At 65.5% G+C, this 21,929-nt stretch carries 18 protein-coding genes; 15 read left to right on the forward strand and 3 right to left on the reverse strand.

What is annotated here, in order from left to right; genetic code table 11:
• The first annotated feature begins 96 nt into the window (after nucleotides 1–96).
• The 6 genes from ACF8GB_RS17840 to ACF8GB_RS17865 all read left to right on the forward strand — a co-directional run bounded on the left by ACF8GB_RS17840 (nucleotide 97) and on the right by ACF8GB_RS17865 (nucleotide 5,963).
• Complete coding sequence (locus tag ACF8GB_RS17840) at nucleotides 97–1,512, forward strand: efflux transporter outer membrane subunit (protein WP_392527410.1); 1,416 nt, start codon at nucleotides 97–99, stop codon at nucleotides 1,510–1,512.
• Between the two features lie 86 nt (nucleotides 1,513–1,598).
• Nucleotides 1,599–2,744, forward strand: coding sequence for an HlyD family secretion protein (locus tag ACF8GB_RS17845; protein WP_392527395.1), 1,146 nt, complete (start codon nucleotides 1,599–1,601; stop codon nucleotides 2,742–2,744).
• On the forward strand, nucleotides 2,734–4,248 hold the full coding sequence (locus tag ACF8GB_RS17850) for an MDR family MFS transporter (RefSeq protein ID WP_392527396.1): 1,515 nt from the start codon (nucleotides 2,734–2,736) through the stop codon (nucleotides 4,246–4,248). Before ACF8GB_RS17845 ends, ACF8GB_RS17850 begins: the two co-directional genes overlap by 11 nt.
• An 83-nt stretch (nucleotides 4,249–4,331) precedes the next feature.
• Nucleotides 4,332–5,096: a GntR family transcriptional regulator gene (locus tag ACF8GB_RS17855; RefSeq protein ID WP_197844329.1), complete on the forward strand. Its 765-nt coding sequence runs from the start codon at nucleotides 4,332–4,334 to the stop codon at nucleotides 5,094–5,096.
• Between the two features lie 33 nt (nucleotides 5,097–5,129).
• Nucleotides 5,130–5,594, forward strand: coding sequence for a redox-sensitive transcriptional activator SoxR (gene soxR, locus ACF8GB_RS17860; protein ID WP_196186481.1), 465 nt, complete (start codon nucleotides 5,130–5,132; stop codon nucleotides 5,592–5,594).
• A 120-nt stretch (nucleotides 5,595–5,714) separates the two neighbouring features.
• Nucleotides 5,715–5,963: a CsbD family protein gene (locus ACF8GB_RS17865; protein WP_023533700.1), complete on the forward strand. Its 249-nt coding sequence runs from the start codon at nucleotides 5,715–5,717 to the stop codon at nucleotides 5,961–5,963.
• A gap of 60 nt (nucleotides 5,964–6,023) precedes the next feature.
• Here ACF8GB_RS17865 and ACF8GB_RS17870 read toward each other — a convergent pair whose 3' ends face one another.
• From ACF8GB_RS17870 to ACF8GB_RS17880, 3 genes are all read right to left on the reverse strand, one after another.
• Nucleotides 6,024–6,296: a PepSY domain-containing protein gene (locus ACF8GB_RS17870; RefSeq protein ID WP_023533665.1), complete on the reverse strand. Its 273-nt coding sequence runs from the start codon at nucleotides 6,294–6,296 to the stop codon at nucleotides 6,024–6,026.
• A 106-nt stretch (nucleotides 6,297–6,402) separates the two neighbouring features.
• On the reverse strand, nucleotides 6,403–7,629 hold the full coding sequence (locus tag ACF8GB_RS17875) for an MFS transporter (RefSeq protein ID WP_058604510.1): 1,227 nt from the start codon (nucleotides 7,627–7,629) through the stop codon (nucleotides 6,403–6,405).
• 354 nt (nucleotides 7,630–7,983) lie between these two features.
• Complete coding sequence (locus tag ACF8GB_RS17880) at nucleotides 7,984–9,273, reverse strand: T6SS phospholipase effector Tle1-like catalytic domain-containing protein (protein ID WP_392527397.1); 1,290 nt, start codon at nucleotides 9,271–9,273, stop codon at nucleotides 7,984–7,986.
• Nucleotides 9,274–9,500: 227 nt separating this feature from the next.
• Here ACF8GB_RS17880 and ACF8GB_RS17885 point away from each other — a divergent pair, with 227 nt between their 5' ends.
• The 9 genes from ACF8GB_RS17885 (at nucleotide 9,501) to ACF8GB_RS17925 (ending at nucleotide 21,910) form a co-directional block, all read left to right on the forward strand.
• On the forward strand, nucleotides 9,501–10,460 hold the full coding sequence (locus ACF8GB_RS17885; RefSeq protein ID WP_023533720.1) for a MoxR family ATPase: 960 nt from the start codon (nucleotides 9,501–9,503) through the stop codon (nucleotides 10,458–10,460).
• 4 nt (nucleotides 10,461–10,464) lie between these two features.
• Nucleotides 10,465–11,409 (forward strand): DUF58 domain-containing protein, encoded by a 945-nt coding sequence (locus ACF8GB_RS17890; RefSeq protein WP_392475295.1) that lies wholly within the window; start codon nucleotides 10,465–10,467, stop codon nucleotides 11,407–11,409.
• Entirely contained in the window at nucleotides 11,406–11,900 is a 495-nt protein-coding gene (locus tag ACF8GB_RS17895) for a DUF4381 domain-containing protein (protein WP_182140589.1), read from the forward strand. Before ACF8GB_RS17890 ends, ACF8GB_RS17895 begins: the two co-directional genes overlap by 4 nt.
• Entirely contained in the window at nucleotides 11,893–12,969 is a 1,077-nt protein-coding gene (locus ACF8GB_RS17900) for a VWA domain-containing protein (protein WP_078478242.1), read from the forward strand. Before ACF8GB_RS17895 ends, ACF8GB_RS17900 begins: the two co-directional genes overlap by 8 nt.
• Nucleotides 12,966–14,684 carry a tetratricopeptide repeat protein gene (locus tag ACF8GB_RS17905; protein ID WP_196186477.1) on the forward strand — a complete coding sequence of 573 codons (1,719 nt, stop codon included), beginning with the start codon at nucleotides 12,966–12,968 and terminating at the stop codon, nucleotides 14,682–14,684. Before ACF8GB_RS17900 ends, ACF8GB_RS17905 begins: the two co-directional genes overlap by 4 nt.
• Nucleotides 14,681–16,309, forward strand: coding sequence for a BatD family protein (locus ACF8GB_RS17910; RefSeq protein ID WP_196186476.1), 1,629 nt, complete (start codon nucleotides 14,681–14,683; stop codon nucleotides 16,307–16,309). Before ACF8GB_RS17905 ends, ACF8GB_RS17910 begins: the two co-directional genes overlap by 4 nt.
• 134 nt (nucleotides 16,310–16,443) lie before the next feature.
• Complete coding sequence (locus ACF8GB_RS17915) at nucleotides 16,444–17,679, forward strand: exonuclease SbcCD subunit D C-terminal domain-containing protein (RefSeq protein WP_145256382.1); 1,236 nt, start codon at nucleotides 16,444–16,446, stop codon at nucleotides 17,677–17,679.
• Nucleotides 17,676–21,320: an AAA family ATPase gene (locus ACF8GB_RS17920; RefSeq protein ID WP_392527398.1), complete on the forward strand. Its 3,645-nt coding sequence runs from the start codon at nucleotides 17,676–17,678 to the stop codon at nucleotides 21,318–21,320. The genes ACF8GB_RS17915 and ACF8GB_RS17920 overlap by 4 nt, the downstream gene beginning before the upstream one ends.
• Nucleotides 21,317–21,910, forward strand: coding sequence for a glutathione S-transferase (locus ACF8GB_RS17925; protein ID WP_145256388.1), 594 nt, complete (start codon nucleotides 21,317–21,319; stop codon nucleotides 21,908–21,910). Before ACF8GB_RS17920 ends, ACF8GB_RS17925 begins: the two co-directional genes overlap by 4 nt.
• The last annotated feature ends 19 nt before the right edge of the window (nucleotides 21,911–21,929 follow it).

Raw genomic sequence — 21,929 nt, forward strand, 5'->3', positions numbered from 1 at the left:
GTTGTCCGGCTGGCGCGCACGGTTGTCCCGCTTGCGGCAGCCTTGGCCTGACTGGTCTCGTTAACGTTGCATCATGACTGCCAAGCGATGCTCATGATGCCCACTTTGTCGATGATCCCCTCCCCCGTACGCCTTTGCACTGTTCTGACGATCGGCCTGCTGGCAGGTTGCACGCACCCCGTCGCCTGCGAACAGCCCCCTGCGGCCATGCGGGTCAACCCTTTGGCCGAGAGCCAGGCCGGGGTTAGCGCCCAGCCTTTACCCGAGCGCTGGTGGCAGCTGTACCAGGACCCGCAACTCGAGCGCTGGGTGGAACGCGCATTGGCCAATAACCAGGACCTGGCGCAGGCCCAAGCCAACGTGCGCGCACTGCTGGCCGGCATTGGCGAGTTCCAGGCGCAGCGCCTGCCTGCCACCTCGCTGGGCATTGCTGCGACCTACGGCAGGGACAGTGACGATCAGACCCTGGCCCAGGCGCGCGACAGCCATGCTTCTTCCTCATGGCAGTTCAATCCGGGCATGGAGCTGGCCTATCAGGTGGACCTGTGGGGGCAGGTGCAAGCCCAAATCGATCGCGCCAAGGCGCAAGCGCAGGCCGCGGCCGCCGCACACGATGCCGTGGGGCTGCAGGTGGCAGCCCAGACCAGCCGTGCCTACATCGAACAATGCGTCTACACCGCTCGCCTGAGTCAAGCCAGGCAAGCCCTGCGCACCCTTGATCGCAGCCTGCTATTGAGCGACCGCCAGCGTCAGGCCGGCATCGCTACGGCGCTGGACGGCGAGCGGCTGCTTGGCCTGCGTGAGCAGGTTCGCGCCCGGATACCCGTTTTCGAGGCGCGGCGCCAGGTGGCACTGTTCGAGCTGAGCACGCTGGCGGGTGAGGCCACGGTCGAGCACACACAACCCTGCGCTGCCATCCCGTCGCTCACGGCAGCGCTGCCCACAGGCAATGGCTGGCACCTGCTCGAGCGGCGCCCCGACGTACGCCAGGCTGAACGAGAGTTGCAAGCCGCCGGCCTGGAAACCGACATCGTGCGCGCCGACCTGTACCCCAAGGTTCGCTTTGGCGCCCAGCTGGCTAGTGCTGATCGCCACATCAATGGCCTGGGTGCCAGCCGCGCCATCACGTTCGGCGTCGGCCCGCTGATCAGCTGGGAATTACCCAACCTGCAAGCCAATCGTGCCCGGTTGGGCAAGGCCCAGGCTTTGCAGCAGGCTCAGCGCGCTCACTATCGCAGCGTCGCGCTCAAGGCCCTGAAGGATGTGCGCCAGGCCTTGGCCCGTCATGCCGGTGAGCAGCAGCACCTGTCTTCGCTGCAGGCCGCGCTTGAGCACAGCCAGCGTGGCTTCGCCCTGGCAGAGGCCAGCTACCGTGCGGGCACCCAGGACGGGCTGGCCCTGCTTGACAGCGAGCGCGAGCTGATTGCCCTGCATGACCAGCTCCTCGAGGCGCGCGGCAAGGTGGCCAGGGCGCAGATCGACCTGTTTCGCGCGCTGGGCGGGGGATGGTGAATCCGCCACGCCCCAGGCACCGCTCACCACCCAACGCCCACCGCTCGCAAAGCGCAACTGCCTCCACTCGACAATGGAACCCCACCATGAACGCTGCTGTAGAAACGCCCACCCCCACCCCGACTGCCGAGCATGCGACCATTCGCCCGCGACGGCGGTTGGTTTATACCGGCGGCGCAGGCCTGGGCGTGCTGGCGCTACTGGCGCTCGCTGGCTACTGGTTCACCACCGGGCGCTACCTGGAAAGTACCGATGACGCCTACATCCGCGCCGATTGGGTGGCATTGAGTTCGCGCGTGGCAGGCTATGTGGCGACGGTAGAGGTCGAAGATGACCAGCCGGTTCAAGCCGGCGCTGTGCTGGTGCGGTTGCAGGATCGCGATTACCAGGCCCGCAGGGATCGCGCGCGCGCTGCAGAACGCCAGGCGCAGGCAGCCATAGACGCAGCGCGGGCTCACCGCGAGCTGGCCATGCAGCGCATCGAGCAGCAGGCGCAGGCAACCCTCAAGGCCGAGGCCGCCGTGCACAGTGCCAGCGCCGAACGTCGTCGCAGCCAGCTGGACCTGCAGCGCTACCAGGGCTTGGTACGCGATGAGGCCGCCACGACCCAACGGCTGGAGCAGGCGCTGGCCGCCGCCAACCAGGCCAAGGCTGTCGAGCAAGGGGCCAAGGCAGCATGGCGTGAACAACAGGCACAGCAACGGATGGCCAAGGCCGGCGCTGCCCAGGCCGAGGCCGACTTGCAGCAGCGCCAGGCCGCCTTCGAAAGCGCCCGCGCCGAACGCCGGCTGGCCGAACAGGACGCTCAAGACACCGTACTGCGCGCCCCGGTGGCAGGCGTAGTGGGCCGACGCCGCGTGCGTGCAGGGCAATACGTGGTGCCAGGCCAGCCGTTGCTGGCGGTGGTGCCGGTGGCGCAAGCCTATGTCGTGGCCAACTACAAGGAAACCCAGTTGGCTCGGATGCGCCCAGGGCAGCCTGTGCAGGTTCAGGTAGACAGTTTCCCTGGCCATGCATTCAAAGGTCACGTGGCAAGCTTCTCGCCGGCCTCGGGTAATGTCTTCGCGCTGCTGCCGTCGGACAATGCCACGGGCAACTTCACCAAGATCGTCCAGCGTTTTCCGGTGCGCATCCTGCTCGACCTGCCCGCAAACGGGCCGCAGATACTGCCCGGCATGTCGGTGGTAACCACCGTCGACACGCGCACGTCGGAGCCTGCCGATGCGCGCTGAACAACCGGTATCCCTGCGCGCCTGGGTGGCCGTGCTGGGCGGGCTGTTCGGCTGTTTCATGGCCGGCATGAACGTGCACGTCACCAGCGCCGCACTGCCCGAGATACGCGGCTCGCTAGGCGCCAGCTTCGAGGAAGGCTCATGGATATCCACTGCCTACCTGGTGGCAGAGATCGTGATGATCCCCCTGACGGCCTGGCTGGTGGAGGTGTTCTCCCTGCGCCGGGTGATGTGGACGGGCTCGCTGGTCTTCCTGATCGCGTCGGTGGCCTGTTCGTGGGCGCCGAACCTTGAAACCATGATCGTGATCCGGGTAATTCAGGGCGCCGCCGGCGCCGTCCTGATTCCGCTGTCGTTCCAGCTGATCATCACCGAATTGCCAGCCAGCCGGATGGCCATGGGCATGGCCTTGTTCAGCCTGGCCAACAGCGTGGCGCAGGCCGCAGGCCCTTCGATCGGCGGCTGGTTGACCGATGCCTATTCCTGGCGCTGGATCTTCTACCTGCAGCTGTTTCCTGGTATCGCGTTGCTGTGCGCCATTGCCTGGTCCATCGAGGCCAGGCCGATGAAGTTGCAGCTGCTGCGCCACGGTGACTGGCTGGGCATCGCCGCCATGGTGATCGGCCTGGGCGGGCTGCAGATCGTGCTGGAAGAAGGCGGCCGGTTGGATTGGTTCGGGTCTTCGTTCATCACCGGCATGACCGTGGTGTCGGCATTGGCCCTGGTGCTGTTCGTGACGGCCCAGCTGTTCGGCCCCCGCGCGTTCATCAACTTGCGGTTGCTGGGCCGTTACAACTTCGGCGTGGCCAGCCTGGCGATGTTCATATTCGGCGCGGCCACCTTCGGGCTGGTGTTTCTGGTGCCCAACTACCTGTCGCAACTGCAGGGCTTCAGTGCACGAGACGTGGGTGTGGCGTTGATCGCCTACGGGCTCGTGCAGCTGCTGCTGGCGCCGTTGATGCCGCGCCTGATGAGGTGGACCAGCGCAAAGTTCATGGTGGCCAGCGGGTTCATGATCATGGCGCTGGGCTGCTGGATGGGCGCCAGCCTGACTGCTGACAGTGCCGACAATGTGATCATCCCTTCCACCGTGGTGCGGGGCATCGGCCAGCCTTTCATCATGGTCGCGTTGTCCGTGCTGGCAGTGGCCGGGCTGGACAAGCGCGAGGCCGGGTCCGCCTCGGCGGTGTTCTCGATGCTGCGTAACTTGGGTGGCGCCATCGGCACGGCCGGCCTGACCCAACTGGTGGCCACGCGCGAACGCCTGCACAGTGCGCGCATCCATGAGCACGTGACCGTGTTCGAGCCGCAGTTGCACGCGCGCCTGGACCCGACCGTGCAGACATGGCTCTGGCACTCACAGCAGTGGCTCGAAGGTTTGTCGGGCACCATCGGCCGCGAAGCCTACCTGATGGCCTACAGCGATGCGTTCTACCTGGCCTGCCTGGCGTTGCTCGGCTGTGCGGTGGCAGCGTTGCTACTGAGGTCGCACAAGGGGCAATGAGGCCATGGAGGGGAGCTTGGCTCGGGAGCGACCGACGGCTGGTACACTGGCGCCTTTGTACAACATCCAGACAGGTTCGACCCATGCACCAAGCCCGCTATGCCACCGTGGCCAAGGACTTGATCGAGGCAATCGCCAGCAGCCGCTACCCGGTCGGGGGCCTGTTGCCCACTGAAATGGAGCTGTGCGCGCTGTATGGTGTAAGCCGGCACACGGTTCGCGCGGCGGTCGAGCAGTTACAGAGCCTGGGCCTGGTGTCCCGGCGCAAGCGCGTTGGGACACGTGTCCAGGCGCGCCACCCCGAGATCGGCTACCGGCAGTCGATCGCGAACCTGGCAGAGCTCTCGCATCACCTTCAGGCACCGGTACGTCAGGTTCGCGATGTCCGCCAATTCGTGGCCGCCCCTGAAGAGGCCGAGCGCCTGGGACTGGTGCCAGGGGAACAGTACTTCTGCATCGAGGCGTTGCACCGTACCTCTGCCGGGCACGCCCTGGCGCTGTGTGCAAGCGCCGTCTATGCCCAATCCGACTACGTGCAGGTGATCGAGCTGGCCCAGGCACATCCCGAGCAGTTGATCGCCCGCCTGATCGAGCAGCATTACGGGCGAGTCATCGCGGTGATCGACCAGCGCATCCAGGCACAGGCGCTCACCCTGCAGCAGGCACAGGTATTGAGTGCCCAGCCGGGCTCACCGGCGCTGTGCGTGGTGCGCCACTACCGCGAGGAAAACGGCGACCTGATGGCGGTCTGCGAAAACCTTTACCCCGCTGATCGCTACAGCCTGGTCAACCAGCTACGCCGCGACCGCATGCCCGCCAGCGCCGCTGCTTTCCCCCCAGCGTTCTGACGCACCACAGCCACTCATTGGAGATCGACCCGCATGGCAGCAGATTCGACACGGATGCTTACCGTAGGTGAGGTGGCTCGCCGCAGCGGTATCGCAGTATCGGCACTGCATTTCTATGAAAGCAAAGGTTTGATCGCCAGCACGCGCACAGCTGGCAACCAACGCCGCTATCCGTCGCTGGTGCTGCGCACCCTGGCGATCATCAAGGTGGCCCAGCGTACCGGTATTGCCCTGGATGACATCAAGCAGGCGCTGGGGCGCTACCCGCCCAACAGCAAGCTCACGGCGGCTCAGTGGGGCGAAATGTCCAGCGCGTGGCGAGAAGACCTGAACCAGCGCATCCGTCTGCTCCAGGCGTTGCGCGACAACCTGGACAACTGCATCGGCTGCGGCTGCCTGTCGCTGGAGCAATGTCCGCTACGTAACCCACAGGATGTACTGGGCGAGGAAGGCAGCGGGCCGAGAATTCTGGAATGGCAGGTGCGGGAGGGCACGTGATAGCGGCAGGTGCACGGTGCGGCAGTAGTTGGGACCGCTTTCGTTGGAACCAATGGGCGGCGCTAGCGCCCTAACCTTTTGCTATTTAACCAATCCCGTTAGCGAAAGGATGACCGAACCATGAAACGCGAACAGATCGAAGGTGTAGCAGAGAACATTGCCGGTAAAGCCCAGAGCGCTGTAGGTCGTCTGATCGACGATCCGGCCCTGGAAGCCGAAGGCGAAGGCCGCCAGGCAGCAGGCCAGGTGACCAAGACTTACGGTGATGCCGTGAACTGCGTCTCGTCGTTCGTCAAGGAAAAGCCGTTTGCAGCTGTAGCCATCGGTGCCGCGCTGGCCATGGTGGTCTCGCGCCTGCTGCGCCGCTGACCCAATGCATCAGGCCCACGCTGTTGCGTGGGCCTGATGGGCTTTGAATGCAGGCTGAACTCAGTTATCCAGTTCATCCTTGACGATACGGCCATCGTGCGGGTCGACCTTGAACTCGTACTGCTTGCCGTCAGCTTTCATCCCCTCGCCTTCCCAGTGACCGTCATCGGCTTCGATCTTGGTGATCTGGGTGTAACCGGCGCCTTTGAGGGCAGCTTCGGCCTGATCCTTGTTCACTTTCCAGTCGGCGCCGGGCTGATCGGCCCAGGCAACAGAAGCGCCCATCGCGCCAACCAGGGCCAGGCCAGTGAACAGTCGAGTCATCGCTTTCATTGCAGGTTTCCTTCTTGGAGGGTGTGAACATGCGACCCTTAGTCGGTGCGCCGCGTTCATTCCAATCCCCCCACACCGCCCAGACGCGGGTCGATCATTGCCAGGCTCAACCCGGCTGGCTGACCATCGCATTGCTGACACTGCGCCCGAGCACCAGCACCGTCACGAAACCGCAACCTACCAGTGCCGTGGCCGCACTCAGCAGCACGCCGGTGCCCAAGTGATCGACCACCTGACCACCGAAGAACGAGCCCACGGCGATGATGACCTGGAACATGGCCACGAACAGCGGCATGCCCCGTTCCACATCCTTGGGCGCGACCACGAACATCCAGATGTTCGCGCAGGCAGGAAACGCCCCGAAGGCAAAGCCCCATAACGCGATGAGCATGGCAGCGCCCGTCATGCCGGTGGCAAAGTGCGGGAACAGCGCCGTGCTGGTGGCTATCAGCAATGCCACCAGCAGCAGGGTATGCCGCACACTGCGGTTGGCCGCAAAGCCGGCGAAGATGTTGCCCATGAAGCCTGCCACACCGTAGAGCAGCAGCAATGAGCCAATGGTTGGGCCATCGAAGCCGGCGCTTTGCTTGAAGAAAGGGGCCACGTAGGTGTAGGCCGCGAAATGCGCCAGGCCGATCAGCAACACGGCAATCAGGCCCACGCGCGCTTGCGGGTTGATGAACAACGCCGGCAGGTCGCTGATGCGGATCGCCTTTTCCGGCATCAACCGGGGCAGCAGCATGACCTGCGCCAGCAGTACCGGCACCCCTACCACGGCGGTGACCAGGAACGTCATCCGCCAGCCCATCAACCCGCTGAGCCAGGTACCCACCGGCACGCCGATGACCGTGGCCAGGGTGACGCCGGCCATGATGATCGAATTGGCCTTGGCCACCCCGACGCCCTCGGGCGCCAGGCGGCTGCTCAAGGCGATGGCGGTCGCCCAGAAGCCACCGATACTCACCCCCAGCAGCACGCGCCCGAGCAGCAACAGGTGGAAGTTACCGGCAAAGGCGACGATGGCGTTGGCCAGGATCATGATCAGGGTCAGGCCAATCAGCAGGTAGCGCCGGTCCAGGTTGCCGACACCGACAGAAATGGTCGGCGCCGCCAGGGCCGCCATGATGCCGGGCAAGGTGACCATCAGCCCGGCAAGCCCTGCGCTGATGCCCAGATCGTTGGCGACGTCGTTCAGCACGCCTACTGGGAGAAACTCGCTGGTCACCAGGGCGAACGCGCCCACGGCCACGGAGAGAATGGCCAGCCATTGCTGGAGCAGGCTTTGCTGTTGGTGTTCGGGCAGACCACGAGGGGCCGGGCTGACGCTTGGCATTGTGCACACTTCCATGACAGGGCGCCTGAGACAGGCGCACGAGAGGCTAAATCAGGCCGCGAGTATAAGAGCAAGGGCTGCCAGGCGAGAGGCCGGCCGCTCGATAGTGGTTATCGCTGTGATCGATAGCGTGCAGGGCTCAGGATACCGAGGTGTGAGGGATTCTTTGTGGGAGCGGGCTTGCCGGGGGGCCGGACTGACCGCAATGGGCGCGAAGCGGCCCCAATATTTCAGCTTTGCAGCCGAGAATGTCGGGGAGTCACTTTGCGGCCCATCGCGGCTAAGCTGCACCCCCGGAAAACCCGATAGCCTACGGATTTGGTGCAAGGCAGCCCCACTCTGCACCCGAACACCCTAGACAGGATTAGGATGCACCACCCGCCCCGCTACGCCCGGCCGGTCGATGAACAGCACGTCCAGTGAACTGCTGCGCATGCCCTTGACGGCATTCCAGTGCGCCGAGGTATGGATGTAGCGCTCGCGCAATAGGGTTTGCTCCGGCTCGGTCAGTTCCAGCGATGGGCAGGCCCCCAACGCATAGGCATGCAACTTGTCGCTGATGCCACGCAGCTCCTCCGGTACAGCGTGCTGCCTGTGGCAGCCCAGCGGTGCAAAGGGCACGCCCGCGCGCGCTGCGTACTCGCGCATGATGCTCAAGTAGACCCGTGACAGCTGCCCGGCTACCTGTCGCCTTCGACCGATGGCGGCATAAACCTGTTTCTGCGGTTCACGGGGCTCCCCACCAGGCACAGGATGTTCCCAACTAACCACCCGCGCAGGCGGTTGGCCAAGGTCCTTGAACGCGGTGACCATCAATGCGGCGACGGCTGTGTAGACGCCGGTCTGTTGTGCAGGCACCCCAGCCGCTACCCGCTGGGACTGGGGCTTGCACAGCAGCACGTCTTCGTCGACCACATCCTGATAGCCACCACCGATATTCGAATGCACACCCGGTAGCACGATGTCGTGCCCACTGCCTATCAGGGGAAAGTTGTGGCGCTGCTCATCCCCGGCCACCAGTTGCACGACATGGTTGGCAATGCCTTCGGGCAACCCGAGCTGCAGCCCACCCTGACGGGTATCGGCGGGGTCGAAATCCCCTTGCAGGGGTGCAACGATGGCTGCCACCGTGTCGAACAAGCCGATGAAATGGATGACGATCGGGCAGTGTGGAAACAAACGCGCGGGCTCGTTGCGCAACACATTGGCCATATGCCTGGCCGCCGCTGCACCGCGGCTGAAACCGAACAGGTCCACACTTATCCGCTCGATGCGCGTTTGCCGATGGCCTTGCTGCCAGTCGCGCAACAGCGCGGCGATATCGGCCAGCGCTTGCTCCACACGCGCCTCGATGCCCGTACGCCCGCGACCGGTGGCCGATGCATAGATGTCATCGGCTTCCCCAGCCTGGGTGCCAATCCCCTGGACATAGTGCTTGAGCACGACGCGCTGCCCATCGTCTTCCGGTTGCTGCGCATAGAGGTCATGCAGCAGTGCGACGTTGCTCAAGGCATTGTCGTAGCTTGCCCCCTTGCCGTGCGACACCGTGGTGTTGTGCTGATTGTTGCCCGTGCCGTCGAAGAATAGGCCCAGACGTATTTCGATAGCGTCTGCCCTGTGGCTCCCGGTGATGTGCGTCTGCATTGTAGTGCTACCTGCCTGGCTGAAAAGCACAAGCAAGCGCCACGGCACGATGCCGAACCATCAGGCAATGGCGATCATCGGGCAGGACATTTCCGGGTGCCAGGCAGCCGAGGATGGATAAATTTCCAAGCCGCCATTGGTCGCCACCCCCTCGGATGGATTAAAGTATCAACCCTTGCCGGGCCGCTGCCATCAGCCGCCTGGTCCTCTATCAGGAACCGTCGCCGATGGAACACCGTGAGGCGCTGATCGCGCTGCGCACCTTTCTCTCTTCCCAGATCCTTGGCCAGGAAAAGCTGGTCGAGCGGCTGCTGATCGTGCTGTTGGCCGATGGCCACATGCTGGTGGAAGGTGCACCGGGCCTGGCCAAGACCAAGGCCATCAAGGAACTGGCCGAGGGCATCGAGGCGCAATTTCACCGTATCCAGTTCACCCCTGACCTGCTGCCCGCCGACATCACCGGCACCGAGATCTATCGGCCCGAGACGGGGAGCTTCGTGTTCCAGCAGGGGCCGATCTTTCACAACCTGGTGCTGGCGGACGAAATCAACCGGGCGCCGGCGAAGGTGCAATCGGCGCTGCTCGAAGCCATGGCCGAGCGTCAGGTCAGTGTGGGGCGCAGTACCTACGACCTGTCGCCGCTGTTCCTGGTCATGGCCACGCAGAACCCGATCGAGCAGGAAGGCACCTATCCCCTGCCCGAAGCGCAGCTCGACCGTTTCCTGATGCATGTCAAGATCGGCTTCCCCGACGCCGCCGTGGAGCGCCGCATCCTGGCCCAGGCCCGTGGCGAGGCGCTGGGGGGTGAGACCAAGCCCGAACGGCGGGTCAGCCAGCAGGCGATCTTCGCAGCACGCAAGGAGATCCTCGGTCTGTACATGGCGGACGCGGTGGAGGAGTACCTGGTGCAACTGGTCATGGCCACGCGTACGCCGGCCAAATTCGACAACGAACTGGCCGACTGGATTGCCTACGGCGCCAGCCCGCGCGGTTCGATTTCCCTGGACCGCTGCGCACGGGCCCACGCGTGGCTTGCCGGGCGCGATTTCGTCAGCCCCGAGGACATTCAGGCAGTACTGTTCGACGTGTTGCGCCACCGCATCATCCTGTCGTTCGAAGCCGAGGCGGCGGGGGTCGACCAGGACCGGGTCGTGCAGCGTATCCTCGACGTCGTGGCTGTTGCCTGACCCCATGTCCAGCGCCCCGCTGATCGAACCCGGCATTCGCATCACCCTTGCCGAACTCATCGACATGCGCCACCGCGTGCGCGAAATCCAACTGTTCTCCAACCCCGGCCAACGCAGCCCGCTGGTGGGCCTGCACCATTCCAAGTTGCGGGGCCGGGGTGTGGACTTCGATCAGGTGCGGGTGTACCAGGCCGGTGACGATGTGCGCAATATCGACTGGCGGGTCACTGCCCGTACCCAAGAGCCCCACACCAAGCTGTTCCACGAAGAACGCGAGCGGCCGATCTTCATTCTCGTTGAGCAGAGCCAGCGGCTGTTCTTCGGCTCCGGGCTGGTGTTCAAGTCGGTACTGGCGGCTCAGGCAGCTGCCCTGTTCGGCTGGGCCGCGCTGGGGCACAACGACCGGATCGGGGGGCTGGTGTTCGGTGACAACGATCCCCACGAGATCAAACCCAGGCGCAGCAAGCAAAGCCTGCTGCAACTGCTCAATCGCCTGGCCAAGGTCAACCAGTCGCTGCACACCGAAGGCGTGGCCCAGACCGATAGCCTCGGCCTTGCGCTGCGCAGGGCGCGGGAAGTATTGAGGCCTGGCAGCCTGGCCATCGTGATTTGCGATGAGCGCTCGTTGACGCCCCAGTGCGAACAGCACCTGGCCATGCTCTCCCGTCACTGCGACCTGTTGCTGATGCCGGTATCGGACCCACTGGACCACGCCCTGCCGGCAGCCGGCTTGCTGAGGTTCGCGCAACGGGGTGCGCAGCTGGAACTGGACACGCTGGACCAAGGGCTGCGCCAGGCCTACCGGCAACAGGCCGAGGCGCGCATCGAGCGCTGGGAATTGATGGCGCAAAAGCTCAGGGTGCTGCTGATGCCCCTGACCACGCAAAGCGAGATGATCGAGCAATTGCGCGATTACCTGAGCGCACAACGCCTGGGCAACGCCTCATGAACCCGCTTGACCAGTTGCAGCCATTGATCGCGCCCCCGCCGATCAGCCCATGGCCGCCGGCGCCTGGTTGGTGGCTGCTGCTGGCATTGTTGCCCGTGCTGGCCTGGGGCCTGTGGCGCCTGCGTCACTGGCGCCCCCGCAAACGGCCGGTGCCGCGCACCGAGCAGCCGCTGGACCCGGTGCGCGTGGCCGCCCTCGAGGAACTGGCGCGCCTGCCCCGCCCTTATGACAAAGCGCCTGCCGGCGCCTGGCTGCAGCAGATCAACGCCCTGCTCAAACGGCTGTGTCGCAGTCACTACCCCTTGGCCAACAGCCACACGCTCAATGGCCGGCAGTGGCTGGCGTTTCTTGACAACCGCTGCCCGGCGGCAGGCCTGACCCGCTGGATGGTGTTGGTCGAAGGGGCCTACAAGCCCGAATGCCGCCTGGACGACAAGGCCATCGCCGGGCTCAGCCAGGCGGTGGAAACCTGGATTCGCAAGCATGTTTGAACTGGCCTGGCCGTGGATATTCGCCTTGCTGCCCCTGCCTTGGCTGGCACGGCTCGTCCTGCCTGCCGCCGACAGTGGGGAGCCCGTGCTGAAAGTCGGCTTCCTGCACGAGCTCGAAAGCCTGGCGGGGCGCCGCGCCCGTCTGAACCTGCCAACCTGGCGCCAGCAGGCGCCGTTCGTCGTGATCTGGCTGCTGTTGCTGTGCGCCGCCGCTCGCCCCCAATGGCTGGGCGAGCCGATGCCGGTGGCAGCCAGTGGGCGCGATCTACTGGTGGCGGTAGACGTGTCTGGCTCGATGGACTTTCCGGACATGCAGTGGCAGGGCGAGGACATCAGCCGGCTCGACCTGGTGAAGGCCCTGCTGGGCGACTTTTTGCAGGACCGTGAAGGTGACCGCGTGGGGCTGATCCTGTTCGGCAGCCAGGCCTACCTGCAGGCTCCGCTGACCTTCGACCGGCGCACGGTGCGCACCTTCCTCGATGAAGCCCAGATCGGCATCGCCGGCAAGAACACCGCCATCGGCGACGCCATCGGCCTGGCCGTCAAGCGGCTGCGCCAGCGGCCCTCGCAGAGCCGGGTACTGGTGCTGATCACCGACGGGGCCAACAATGGCGGGCTGATCCACCCCCTCACCGCCGCCCGTCTGGCCGCTCAGGAGGGCGTGCGCATCTACACCATCGGCATTGGCGCCGACCCGCAAGCCACCGGCACCCCTGGCCTGCTGGGCCTGAACCCCAGCCTGGACTTGGATGAAGCGTCCTTGCGCGAAATCGCCGAGACCACCCAGGGCGCGTATTTCCGCGCCCATGATGGCGCCGAACTCGACGCCATCGGCGACACGCTGGACCGGCTGGAACCTGTGGCGCAGCAGCCGACCCAGGCGCGTACCGCCAAGGCCCTGTATGCCTGGCCGCTGGCCCTGGCGTTGCTGCTGAGCGTGCTGCTGGTGATCAGCGAACAGTGGCCGGACAACCCGCTGCAGCGCCAGCTGCGCAAGCCGCGCTTTCTGCAACCGCACCCACAATGGCGGCAGCGCCTCAAACGCCTGCGCCTGAGGAGGCCGCGATGATTGATCTGTGGCCCCAATGGCTACGCCCGCTGTGGTTGTTGAGCGTGCCCGTGCTCGGCTGGTTGCTGTTCAAGCTATGGCACCGGCGCAGACGCACCGGGCGTTGGCAAATGATCCTGCCCCCGGCCTTCCACAACGTGCTGCTCGGTGGCGGCAGCGGCGCCACCAGCAAGCTACCCTGGATAGCCCTGGGCCTGGCCTGGCTGCTGGTGGTGCTGGCCCTGCTGGGCCCGAGTTGGCAACGCGTGGAGGAAAACCACCAGCGGCCTGCCGACCCTCTGGTCATTCTGCTGGAACTGACCCCGCAGATGCTGGCCGAGGACAGTCCGCCCAATCGCCTTGAGCAGGCGCGCCGCAAGGTCCTCGACGTACTTGAGCACCGCCGTGACAGCCAGACCGCACTGGTGGTCTACGCGGGGTCGGCGCATACCCTGGTGCCGCTGTCCGATGACCTGGCCACCACCCGCAACCTGCTCGAAGCGCTCGACCCCTCGATCATGCCCAAGCCCGGCCAACGGGCAGACCTTGCCGTGCACAAGGGCTTGGCGCTGCTCGCCCAGAGCGGCCTTGGCCAGGGGCGATTGCTGCTGGTCGGGTCCTCGCTCAGCGCCGCCGAGCGCCAAGGCATCAGCCAGGCACTGGGTCGCCATGGTCCGAGCCTGCTGATGCTGGGCATCGGCAGCCGTGACGGAGCGCCAGTGCGCCAGGCCAACGGCGAATTTCTCAAGGATGACCAGGGCGCGATCCTGTTGCCAAGGCTGGACAGTGCAGCCCTTAGAGGCTTCATCAACGGCACCGGCGGGCGCTACCGGCATGCCCGCATCGATGACCTGGACCTGCGCGGCCTCGGGCTGTTCGACAACCCGCGCAGCACACGCAGCGAGGGCCAGACCTTGCAACTGGACAGCTGGGCCGACCAGGGGTACTGGCTGCTGATTCCATTGCTGTTGCTGGCAGCCTGTGCCGGTCGGCGGGGTTGGCTATTCTGCCTGCCCCTGTTGCTCGCCCTGCCCCAGCCCGGCCAGGCGTTCGAACTCGAGGATCTGTGGCTGCGCCCCGACCAGCAAGGCCAGCGCCTGCTCGAACAGGGTCGAGCCGCCGAAGCCGCCGGCCGCTTCCGTGACCCTCAATGGCGGGGCATGGCCTTGTACCAGGCGGGCGACTATGCCGGCGCCGCCGAGGCCTTTCTGCAGGTGGACACCGCCGCCGCCCACTACAATCGCGGCAATGCCCTGGCGTACAGTGGTGAACTGGAAGCAGCGCTGGACGCGTATGATCAAGCCCTGGAGCGTCAGCCGGACTTGCAGGCGGCGCTGGACAATCAGGCCCTGGTCGAGCAAATGCTGGCCCAGCGCCAGGGCAAAGCTGCCGAACAGCCCGCCAGCACCGAAGCCCAGGGTTCGCCAGGCCGTGAAACCGAGGGGAACAGCAGCGCACAAGGCAGCCCGGCAGAGCCTGCGCCCGGTTCCGACGAGCAGGCGGGGGACGGCGCCTCGGCGCAAGGCGACGGCAGTGACCAGGGTGCACCTGGCAACCCGCCAGGCGAGGATGACGATGTGGTCGAACCACCCCACACGCCTGTCACCACCGCGCTGGATGCCGAGCAACGCCAGGCGCTTGAACAATGGCTACGAGAAATCCCCGACAATCCCGCGCAGTTGCTCCGGCGCAAATTCTGGTACGAACAGCAATTGCAACAGGAAACCCCACGATGAGTCGCTGCGGCGTCTTTCTCCTCATGCTGCTCTGGAACCTGCTGGCTCATGCCGAGCCGTCGCTCAAGGCCAGTGTCGACCGTACCCGCCTGGAAGCCGGCGAGAGCCTGGAGCTGACCCTCGAAAGCCAGGATGTGACCGAGTTCGGCAAGCCTGACCTGCGAGCCCTGGAAGGCGACTTCGAGGTGCGCAGCACCCGGCAGCTGAATAGCTTGCACACCCTCGATGGCGAAACCCGCGCCAGCACCCGCTGGATCATCACGCTCCTGCCCCGGCGCAGCGGCAGCCTGCAGATTCCTGCTCTGCAACTGGGGCAGTCGTTCAGCCAGCCGGTGGACCTGCAAGTGCTGCAAGCCGATGCCAACCGCGAGGACAACGCCCAGGTATTCATCGAGGCAACCCTGGACAGCACCGATGTCTACGTGCAGGCCCAGGCTGTACTGACCCTGCGCATCTACCATTCGGTGGCGCTGTATGACGACAGCAGCCTCAGCCCGCTGCAACTGGAAAACGCCAAGGTCGAGCCCTTGGGCGAATCGCGCACCTACGAAAAGGAAATCCAGGGTGTGCGCCATGGCGTGATCGAAACGCGCTATGCGGTCTATGCCCAGCAAAGCGGCACCCTGGACATTCCTTCACTGACCTTCACCGCCACGGCTGCGGCCAGCAGCCAGGCCGAGCAGAACGGCAACGGCGCTGGACGTGCCGGCCGCCAGATACAGGTCAGCTCACTGCCGCTGCGCCTGACGGTACGGCCCGTCCCGGCCCAGTGGCCAGCCGGACTGCCCTGGCTGCCCGCGCATAGCCTGACCTTGGAGGAACGCTGGAGCCCCGATCCTGCCGCTCAGCAGACCCAGATCGGCGACTCGTTGACCCGCACCGTCACCCTGCGCGCCGAAGGCCTGTCCAGCGCTCAGTTGCCGCCAGTGCCGCCCACCGAGGCCAACGGCCTGCGCCGCTACCCCGACCAGCCGTTGTTGCGCAACGAGATCAGCGAACGGGGCATGACCGCCACCCGCGAGGAACGCGAGGCGCTCATCCCTACCCACAGCGGCCCGCTGGCCTTACCTGCGCTGGAAGTGACCTGGTGGAACACACGCGAAGATCACCTCGAGCACAGTGGCCTGCCTGCACGCTCGATCACCGTGCAGGACAACCCCGCCCTGGTGGCCGAGACTCCGGTGGTGGGCAATGGCAGCAGCGCGCTGCTGTGGCCTTGGCAGGTGGCGACCCTTGTGCTTGCGTTGACCACGCTACTGGGCTTCACCCTGTGGTGGCGCGCCCGTTCGCAGCCAGCGGTGCTGCGTGCGGCACAGACAGGGCCCAGCCCTCGGACCCTGCTGGACGACCTCAAGCGTGCCTGCCTGGCCAACGACCCCCAGGCCACGCGCCAGGCCCTGGATGCCTGGGCGCGGCAACAACCGCAGACCCTGGCCGAAATGGCAGCGCGCTTCGTGCCCTTGTCCGACGCCCTGGATGGATTGAACGGTGCGCTGTACAGCGAAAGCGGCCAGCACTGGCAAGGCGAAGACCTGTGGCGGGCGATCGGCACCATTCCACCGGCCGAACAGGTGCTGCTGCCCACTGGCGAGAGCGGCAGCCTGCCACCGCTGTACCCCAAGTGAGCCGGTAGCGCCGCACATCGTCGACCGGCGTCGCGCCGCGTACTGACCGGCTTTACCAGCCCGCACAGGGCCGCGTCCATGGGGTACCATAACGCCCTTGCCCGCCCGTGCACCTTCATACCCACAGGTCATCCATGCGTCTGTTTCACACTTCCGATTGGCACCTGGGCCAAAGCCTCCATGGCCAGGAACGCGACTTCGAACACGCCTGCTTCCTCGACTGGCTGCTCGGCCAACTGCACCTGCGCCAGCCTGATGCGCTGTTGATCGCAGGCGACGTCTTCGACACCGTCAACCCGCCGGTCAAAGCCCAGGAGCGATTGTACGATTTCATCGTCAGGGCCCACGAACAGCAGCCGAAACTGGATATCGTGATGATCGCCGGTAACCACGACTCCGGCTCGCGCATCGAGCTGCCTGCGCCGTTGATGCGCCGCCTGCGCACCCACGCACTGGGCCGTGTGCACTGGCTGGACGATGGGCAACTGGATGTCGAGCGGCTGCTGATTCCGCTGACCAACGCGCGCGGCAAGGTGACCGCCTGGTGCCTGGCCTTGCCGTTCCTGCGGCCGGCGGAGGTGACCGGCCTGCAACTGGGCGACGACTACCTGCAAGGCATCACGCGGGTCCACCAGCAACTGATCGCCGCCGCCCAGGCCAGGCAGCGCAAGGACCAAGCGCTGATCGCCATCAGCCATGCGCACATGGCCGGCGGTGCGGTCTCCGAAGACTCCGAGCGCAGCCTGATCATCGGCAACGCCGAGGCATTGCCGGCCAAGCTCTTCGACAAGGCCATCAGCTACGTTGCCCTGGGCCACCTGCACAAGCCCCAGAAGGTCAACCGCGAAGACCGTATCCGCTACAGCGGGTCGCCCATTCCGTTGTCGTTCGCGGAGGTCAACTACCCCCACCAGGTGCTGGAAGTCACTTTCGACGGCGCGGCGCTGGCCAGTGTCGAGGCTCGCCCAGTTCCGCGTGCGGTGCCGCTGCAACGCATAGGGCCGGCCCCACTGAACGAGGTCTTGACGCAACTGGCCGACCTGCCCGTGGTGGACCTGCTCGATGACCCCAACCGCCAGCCTTGGCTGGAGGTGCGCGTCGTGCTGAACGAGCCGCAGCCCGACCTGCGCCAGCAGATCGAAACCGCGCTGCACGACAAAGCCGTGCGGTTGATTCGCATTGGTGCCGAGTACGCCGGCCGAACGGCCGACGACGAAGGCCCGGCGTTCGTCGAATTGGCCCAGATGACCCCGCAAGACCTGTTCAGCCGTGCCTGGGCGCAAGCCTATGGCGACCCTGCCGATGAGCAGACGCTGGCCGATTTCGCCCTGCTGCTGCAGGACGTACAGCACGAAGAAGAGCAACCATGAAGATTCTTGCCATTCGCCTGAAGAACCTGGCATCGCTGGCGGGCCCGATCGATATCGACTTCACCCAGGAGCCCCTGGCAGGCGCGGGTCTGTTCGCCATCACCGGCCCCACCGGGGCGGGTAAAAGCACCCTGCTCGACGCGCTGTGCCTGGCGCTGTTCGGTACGGTGCCACGTCTGAATGACATCGGCCGTGAGGCCAAGGTGCCGGACGGCGATGGCGAGATCCCCACTTCGGACCCGCGCAACCTGTTGCGCCGCGGTACCGGCAGTGGCTTTGCCGAGGTGGATTTCGTCGGCGTCGACGGGCGCCGCTACCGGGCGCGCTGGGAGGCGAACCGTGCTCGCGACAAGGCCACCGGCAAGCTCCAGCTCAGCCGCCAGAGCTTCTACGACCTGGACAGCGAGCAGGTGCTGGGCAGCGGCAAGAACGAATACAAGCAGCTGATCGAGACGCGCCTGGGCCTTAACTTCGAACAGTTCACCCGCGCCGTGATGCTGGCGCAAAGCGAGTTCGGGGCGTTCCTCAAGGCCGACGACCGCGAACGCAGCGAACTGCTGGAAAAACTGACCAATACCGCGATCTATTCGCGCCTGGGCCAACGGGCCTTTGCCCGAGCACGCGAGGCGGGCGAGGCGCATGCCGCCTTGAAAGAGCGAGCCAGCCACCTGCTACCCATGGCCGCGGATGCCCGCGCCGACCTGGACCAACGTCTGGAACAGGCGCAACGCGAGCTCAAAACCGCCCAGGCTGGCGAGCGACAGCTAGAGCAGCAGCGCAGTGGGTTGATCGAACATGACCAGTTGCAAGCCCAGCAGGCGCAGGCCCGCACTGCCCTGGAGGCTGCCGAGCAGGACTGGCAAGCCTTGGCCGAGCCGCGCCTGGACCTGGCGCGCCTGGAGCGTCTTGCCCCGCAGCGCCATCAGTTTCACCGCCAGCAGGCACTGGCGGCGCAGCGCGCGCCGATCATCGCCAGGCTTGCCGAACACACCCGGCATCACGCCGAGCTGCAACAGCGGACAGCCGAGCAGCAGCAGGCGTTGGAAACAGCACATCTTGCATTGACCGCCGCCCAGGCCGCCCATAGCGAGGCAGGCCCGCTGCTGCGCCAAGCCTATACGGCCCAGGACAACCTGGCCCGCCTCGATCAGCAACTGGCCGTCCAGCGCAGCGACAGCCAGCAGGCCGAACATCAAGTGGCTGAGGGCCAACAGCAGTTGCAGCAACTGCAAGCCAGCCAAGAACGCAGTCAACAGCAACTGGCCCAGATCGACACGGCGTTGGCCGAGAGCCAGCACCTGGCCGGGCTGGCCGGTGCGTGGCATGCCTATCTGCCGCAGCTCAAGCAGGTGATGCTGATCGGCGGCCGGCTGGGCAAAGGCCGCGAGGAACTGCCCGGCCTGCAGGCTCAAGCCAGCCAGGCCACTGCCCACCTGCAGGCCGAGCGCGACGCCCATGACGCCCTATTCCGCGAAGCCAAGGCGCAGCCCGACGCCCTGGTAGAACAGATCGACCTGCTCGGCAGCATGCTGCAGGACAACCGCAAGCAGCATCGCGCCGTGGAGCAATTGACGCGTGTACACGCCCGCGTGCTCGAGTTGAGTCAGCAACAGGCCACCCTGCGTGATCGCCAGCAGCACGCCATGGTCGAGCGCCAGCGCCTGATTGGCGAAGGCACCGCCGCCAAGGCTGAACTGGAAAGCGCCGAGCAGGCGCTGAACCTGACGCGTCAACTGCTGGAGCGCCAGCGGCTGGCCCGCAACACCACGGTTCAAGCCCTGCGCGAGCAACTGCGCGACGGCGAGCCCTGTCCTGTGTGCGGCAGCGCCGAACACCCGTTCCATCAGCCCGAGGTGTTGCTGCAAAGCCTGGGCGAACATGACCAGGCCGAAGAAGAGGCTGCCCAGCGTCAGGTGGCAGCGCTCAACACGCGCCTGGTCGAGCTGCGCACCCAGCTAGGTGTGGTCAATGCTCAGCTCAAGGACTTTCAGCAACAACTGCCGGCGCTGGACGAGCAGTTGCAGCCTTTGGTTGCGCAGCTTCATGAACATGCCCTCTGGCCTGCTCTGGCGCCCCAGGACGACCATGCCCGTAGCGGTTGGCTCGACGGCCAATTACGGCGCCTGGATACAGAGATCGGCAACGACGAAAAGCGCCAGCGGGTCTTGCTCAGCCTGCAGAAAGAGGCCGCGCGTCTCAACCAGCAACTGCAAGCCGCCCAGGACGCGCACCAACAAGCGCAGCGGCACCTGGAGCAACAACACCTGGCCCTGGAAAACGACGAGCGCCTCCTGCAGCAAGGGCTCGTGGACTTGGCTGGGGTCATGCCCGACGAAGCGCTCAAGGCGCTGCGAGACGATCCGGCCAACGCGTTTCTTGCCCTTGACCAACAGATCGCCCAGCGCCTGCAACAGCTCGACCAGCGCAAGGATGAGCTGGAAGAACAGCAAGCTCGCCAGGTTCAGCTGGACAAACTGCACGATCAACAGCAGGTGCGTGTGCAAAGCCTCGCCCAGCGTGACCAGCAGCTCAAAGCCCTGGAGGAGCAGCGCGAGCATGCCCGGGCCATGCTCGCGCAGTTACTGGGCGAGCACGTCAGTGCCGAGGCCTGGCAACAGCACATGGACGCCGCGCTGGAGCAAGCGCGCGCGGTCGAAGCGGATCTCGCCCAGCGCCTGCAAGGCCTGCACACCCAGGCTGTGCAGGTGGCCGGTGAACTGAAGGCCAGCACCGAGCAGTTGCAGGCGCTGGAGCAAGAAGCCGAGCAGCTGCAGGATCAGATCGCCCAGTGGCGCGCCACACACCCGGAGCTGGACGATGCAGGGCTTGATCGCCTGCTGGCCATGGACGACACCCAGGCCAGTGAACTGCGCCAGCGCCTGCAGGGCGCGGAAAAAGCCCTCGAGCAGAGCCGTGTGCTGCTTCAGGAGCGCGAGCAGCGCCTGCGCCAGCACGCGGCGCTGATGACGCTCGACACCTCGGTCCAGGATGTGGACCAGGCGCTGCTCGAACTGCGTGAGCGTCTGGTCCTTCATGAGCAGACCTGCGCCGAACTGCGGGCCCAACAGGCCGATGACCAGCGACGTCAGCACGCCTCGCAGGCCCTGGCCGAGCAGATCGAGCAGGCCCGTCAGCAGTGGCAGCGCTGGGCTCGGCTCAGCGGCCTGATCGGCTCGGCCTCGGGCGATGTGTTCCGCAAGATCGCCCAAGGCTACAACCTCGATCTGCTGTTGCACCATGCCAATGCCCAGCTGCGTCAACTGGCGCGGCGCTATCGGCTCAAGCGCGGCGGCAGTGCGCTGGGGTTACTGGTACTGGACACCGAAATGGGCGATGAACTGCGCTCGGTGCACTCGCTGTCAGGGGGTGAGACCTTCCTGGTTTCCCTGGCTTTGGCCTTGGGGCTCGCCTCGATGGCATCGAGCACGTTGCGCATCGAGTCGCTGTTCATCGACGAAGGTTTCGGCAGCCTCGACCCCGAGTCCTTGCAACTGGCCATGGACGCGTTGGACGGCTTGCAGGCCCAGGGTCGCAAGGTCGCGGTGATTTCCCACGTGCAGGAAATGCACGAGCGCATACCGGTGCAAATTCAGGTCCGGCGTCTGGGCAACGGCCTGAGTGACGTCGAGGTGTGCGGTTGATCCTCTATTCGTTTCGCCGCTGCCCCTGGGCCATGCGTGCCCGGCTCGCGTTGCGCTATGCCGGCTGTGAGGTGACCGTGCAGGAGGTGGCAATGAAACACAAGCCCGCCGCCCTGCTGGCGCTGTCACCCAAGGGCACCGTTCCGGTGCTGGACACCGGGAACCAGGTGCTCGATGAAAGCCTGGATATCATGCGCTGGGCACTGGCGCAGAACGACCCGCAAGACTGGCGCCTGTTGAGCTCGCCCGAAGCGGCGCAGCAAGCCGAAGCGCTGATTGCCGTCAACGACACCACCTTCAAGGCCCAAGTGAACCTGTACAAGTATGCCGAGCGCTATCCACAGCACTCACAGCACGACTACCGCGAAGCTGCGCAACACTGGTTGGAACGCCTGGAGCACCTGCTTCACGGCCGACCCTACCTGCTGGCCAAGCACCCAAGTATCGCCGACGCCGCACTGTTGCCGCTGATCCGGCAGTTCGCCGCGGTCCAGCCCGACTGGTTTGCCACAGCCCCCTACCCGCGGGTGCGTGGCTGGCTGCAGGGCTGGTTGGACTCGGACTTATTCAGAGCCATTATGGCCAAGTGACAACAGCTGTCATCGCACG

This window comes from Pseudomonas sp. xss_4, from assembly GCF_043104125.1.
Taxonomy (GTDB): domain Bacteria; phylum Pseudomonadota; class Gammaproteobacteria; order Pseudomonadales; family Pseudomonadaceae; genus Aquipseudomonas; species Aquipseudomonas parafulva_B.

Coding starts and splice junctions, on each gene's coding strand:
- ACF8GB_RS17840 (WP_392527410.1), top strand. CDS start 97: ATGCCCACTTTGTCGATGATCCCCTCCCCCGTACGCCTTTGCACTGTT.
- ACF8GB_RS17845 (WP_392527395.1), top strand. CDS start 1,599: ATGAACGCTGCTGTAGAAACGCCCACCCCCACCCCGACTGCCGAGCAT.
- ACF8GB_RS17850 (WP_392527396.1), top strand. CDS start 2,734: ATGCGCGCTGAACAACCGGTATCCCTGCGCGCCTGGGTGGCCGTGCTG.
- ACF8GB_RS17855 (WP_197844329.1), top strand. CDS start 4,332: ATGCACCAAGCCCGCTATGCCACCGTGGCCAAGGACTTGATCGAGGCA.
- soxR (WP_196186481.1), top strand. CDS start 5,130: ATGGCAGCAGATTCGACACGGATGCTTACCGTAGGTGAGGTGGCTCGC.
- ACF8GB_RS17865 (WP_023533700.1), top strand. CDS start 5,715: ATGAAACGCGAACAGATCGAAGGTGTAGCAGAGAACATTGCCGGTAAA.
- ACF8GB_RS17870 (WP_023533665.1), bottom strand. CDS start 6,296: ATGAAAGCGATGACTCGACTGTTCACTGGCCTGGCCCTGGTTGGCGCG.
- ACF8GB_RS17875 (WP_058604510.1), bottom strand. CDS start 7,629: ATGCCAAGCGTCAGCCCGGCCCCTCGTGGTCTGCCCGAACACCAACAG.
- ACF8GB_RS17880 (WP_392527397.1), bottom strand. CDS start 9,273: ATGCAGACGCACATCACCGGGAGCCACAGGGCAGACGCTATCGAAATA.
- ACF8GB_RS17885 (WP_023533720.1), top strand. CDS start 9,501: ATGGAACACCGTGAGGCGCTGATCGCGCTGCGCACCTTTCTCTCTTCC.
- ACF8GB_RS17890 (WP_392475295.1), top strand. CDS start 10,465: ATGTCCAGCGCCCCGCTGATCGAACCCGGCATTCGCATCACCCTTGCC.
- ACF8GB_RS17895 (WP_182140589.1), top strand. CDS start 11,406: ATGAACCCGCTTGACCAGTTGCAGCCATTGATCGCGCCCCCGCCGATC.
- ACF8GB_RS17900 (WP_078478242.1), top strand. CDS start 11,893: ATGTTTGAACTGGCCTGGCCGTGGATATTCGCCTTGCTGCCCCTGCCT.
- ACF8GB_RS17905 (WP_196186477.1), top strand. CDS start 12,966: ATGATTGATCTGTGGCCCCAATGGCTACGCCCGCTGTGGTTGTTGAGC.
- ACF8GB_RS17910 (WP_196186476.1), top strand. CDS start 14,681: ATGAGTCGCTGCGGCGTCTTTCTCCTCATGCTGCTCTGGAACCTGCTG.
- ACF8GB_RS17915 (WP_145256382.1), top strand. CDS start 16,444: ATGCGTCTGTTTCACACTTCCGATTGGCACCTGGGCCAAAGCCTCCAT.
- ACF8GB_RS17920 (WP_392527398.1), top strand. CDS start 17,676: ATGAAGATTCTTGCCATTCGCCTGAAGAACCTGGCATCGCTGGCGGGC.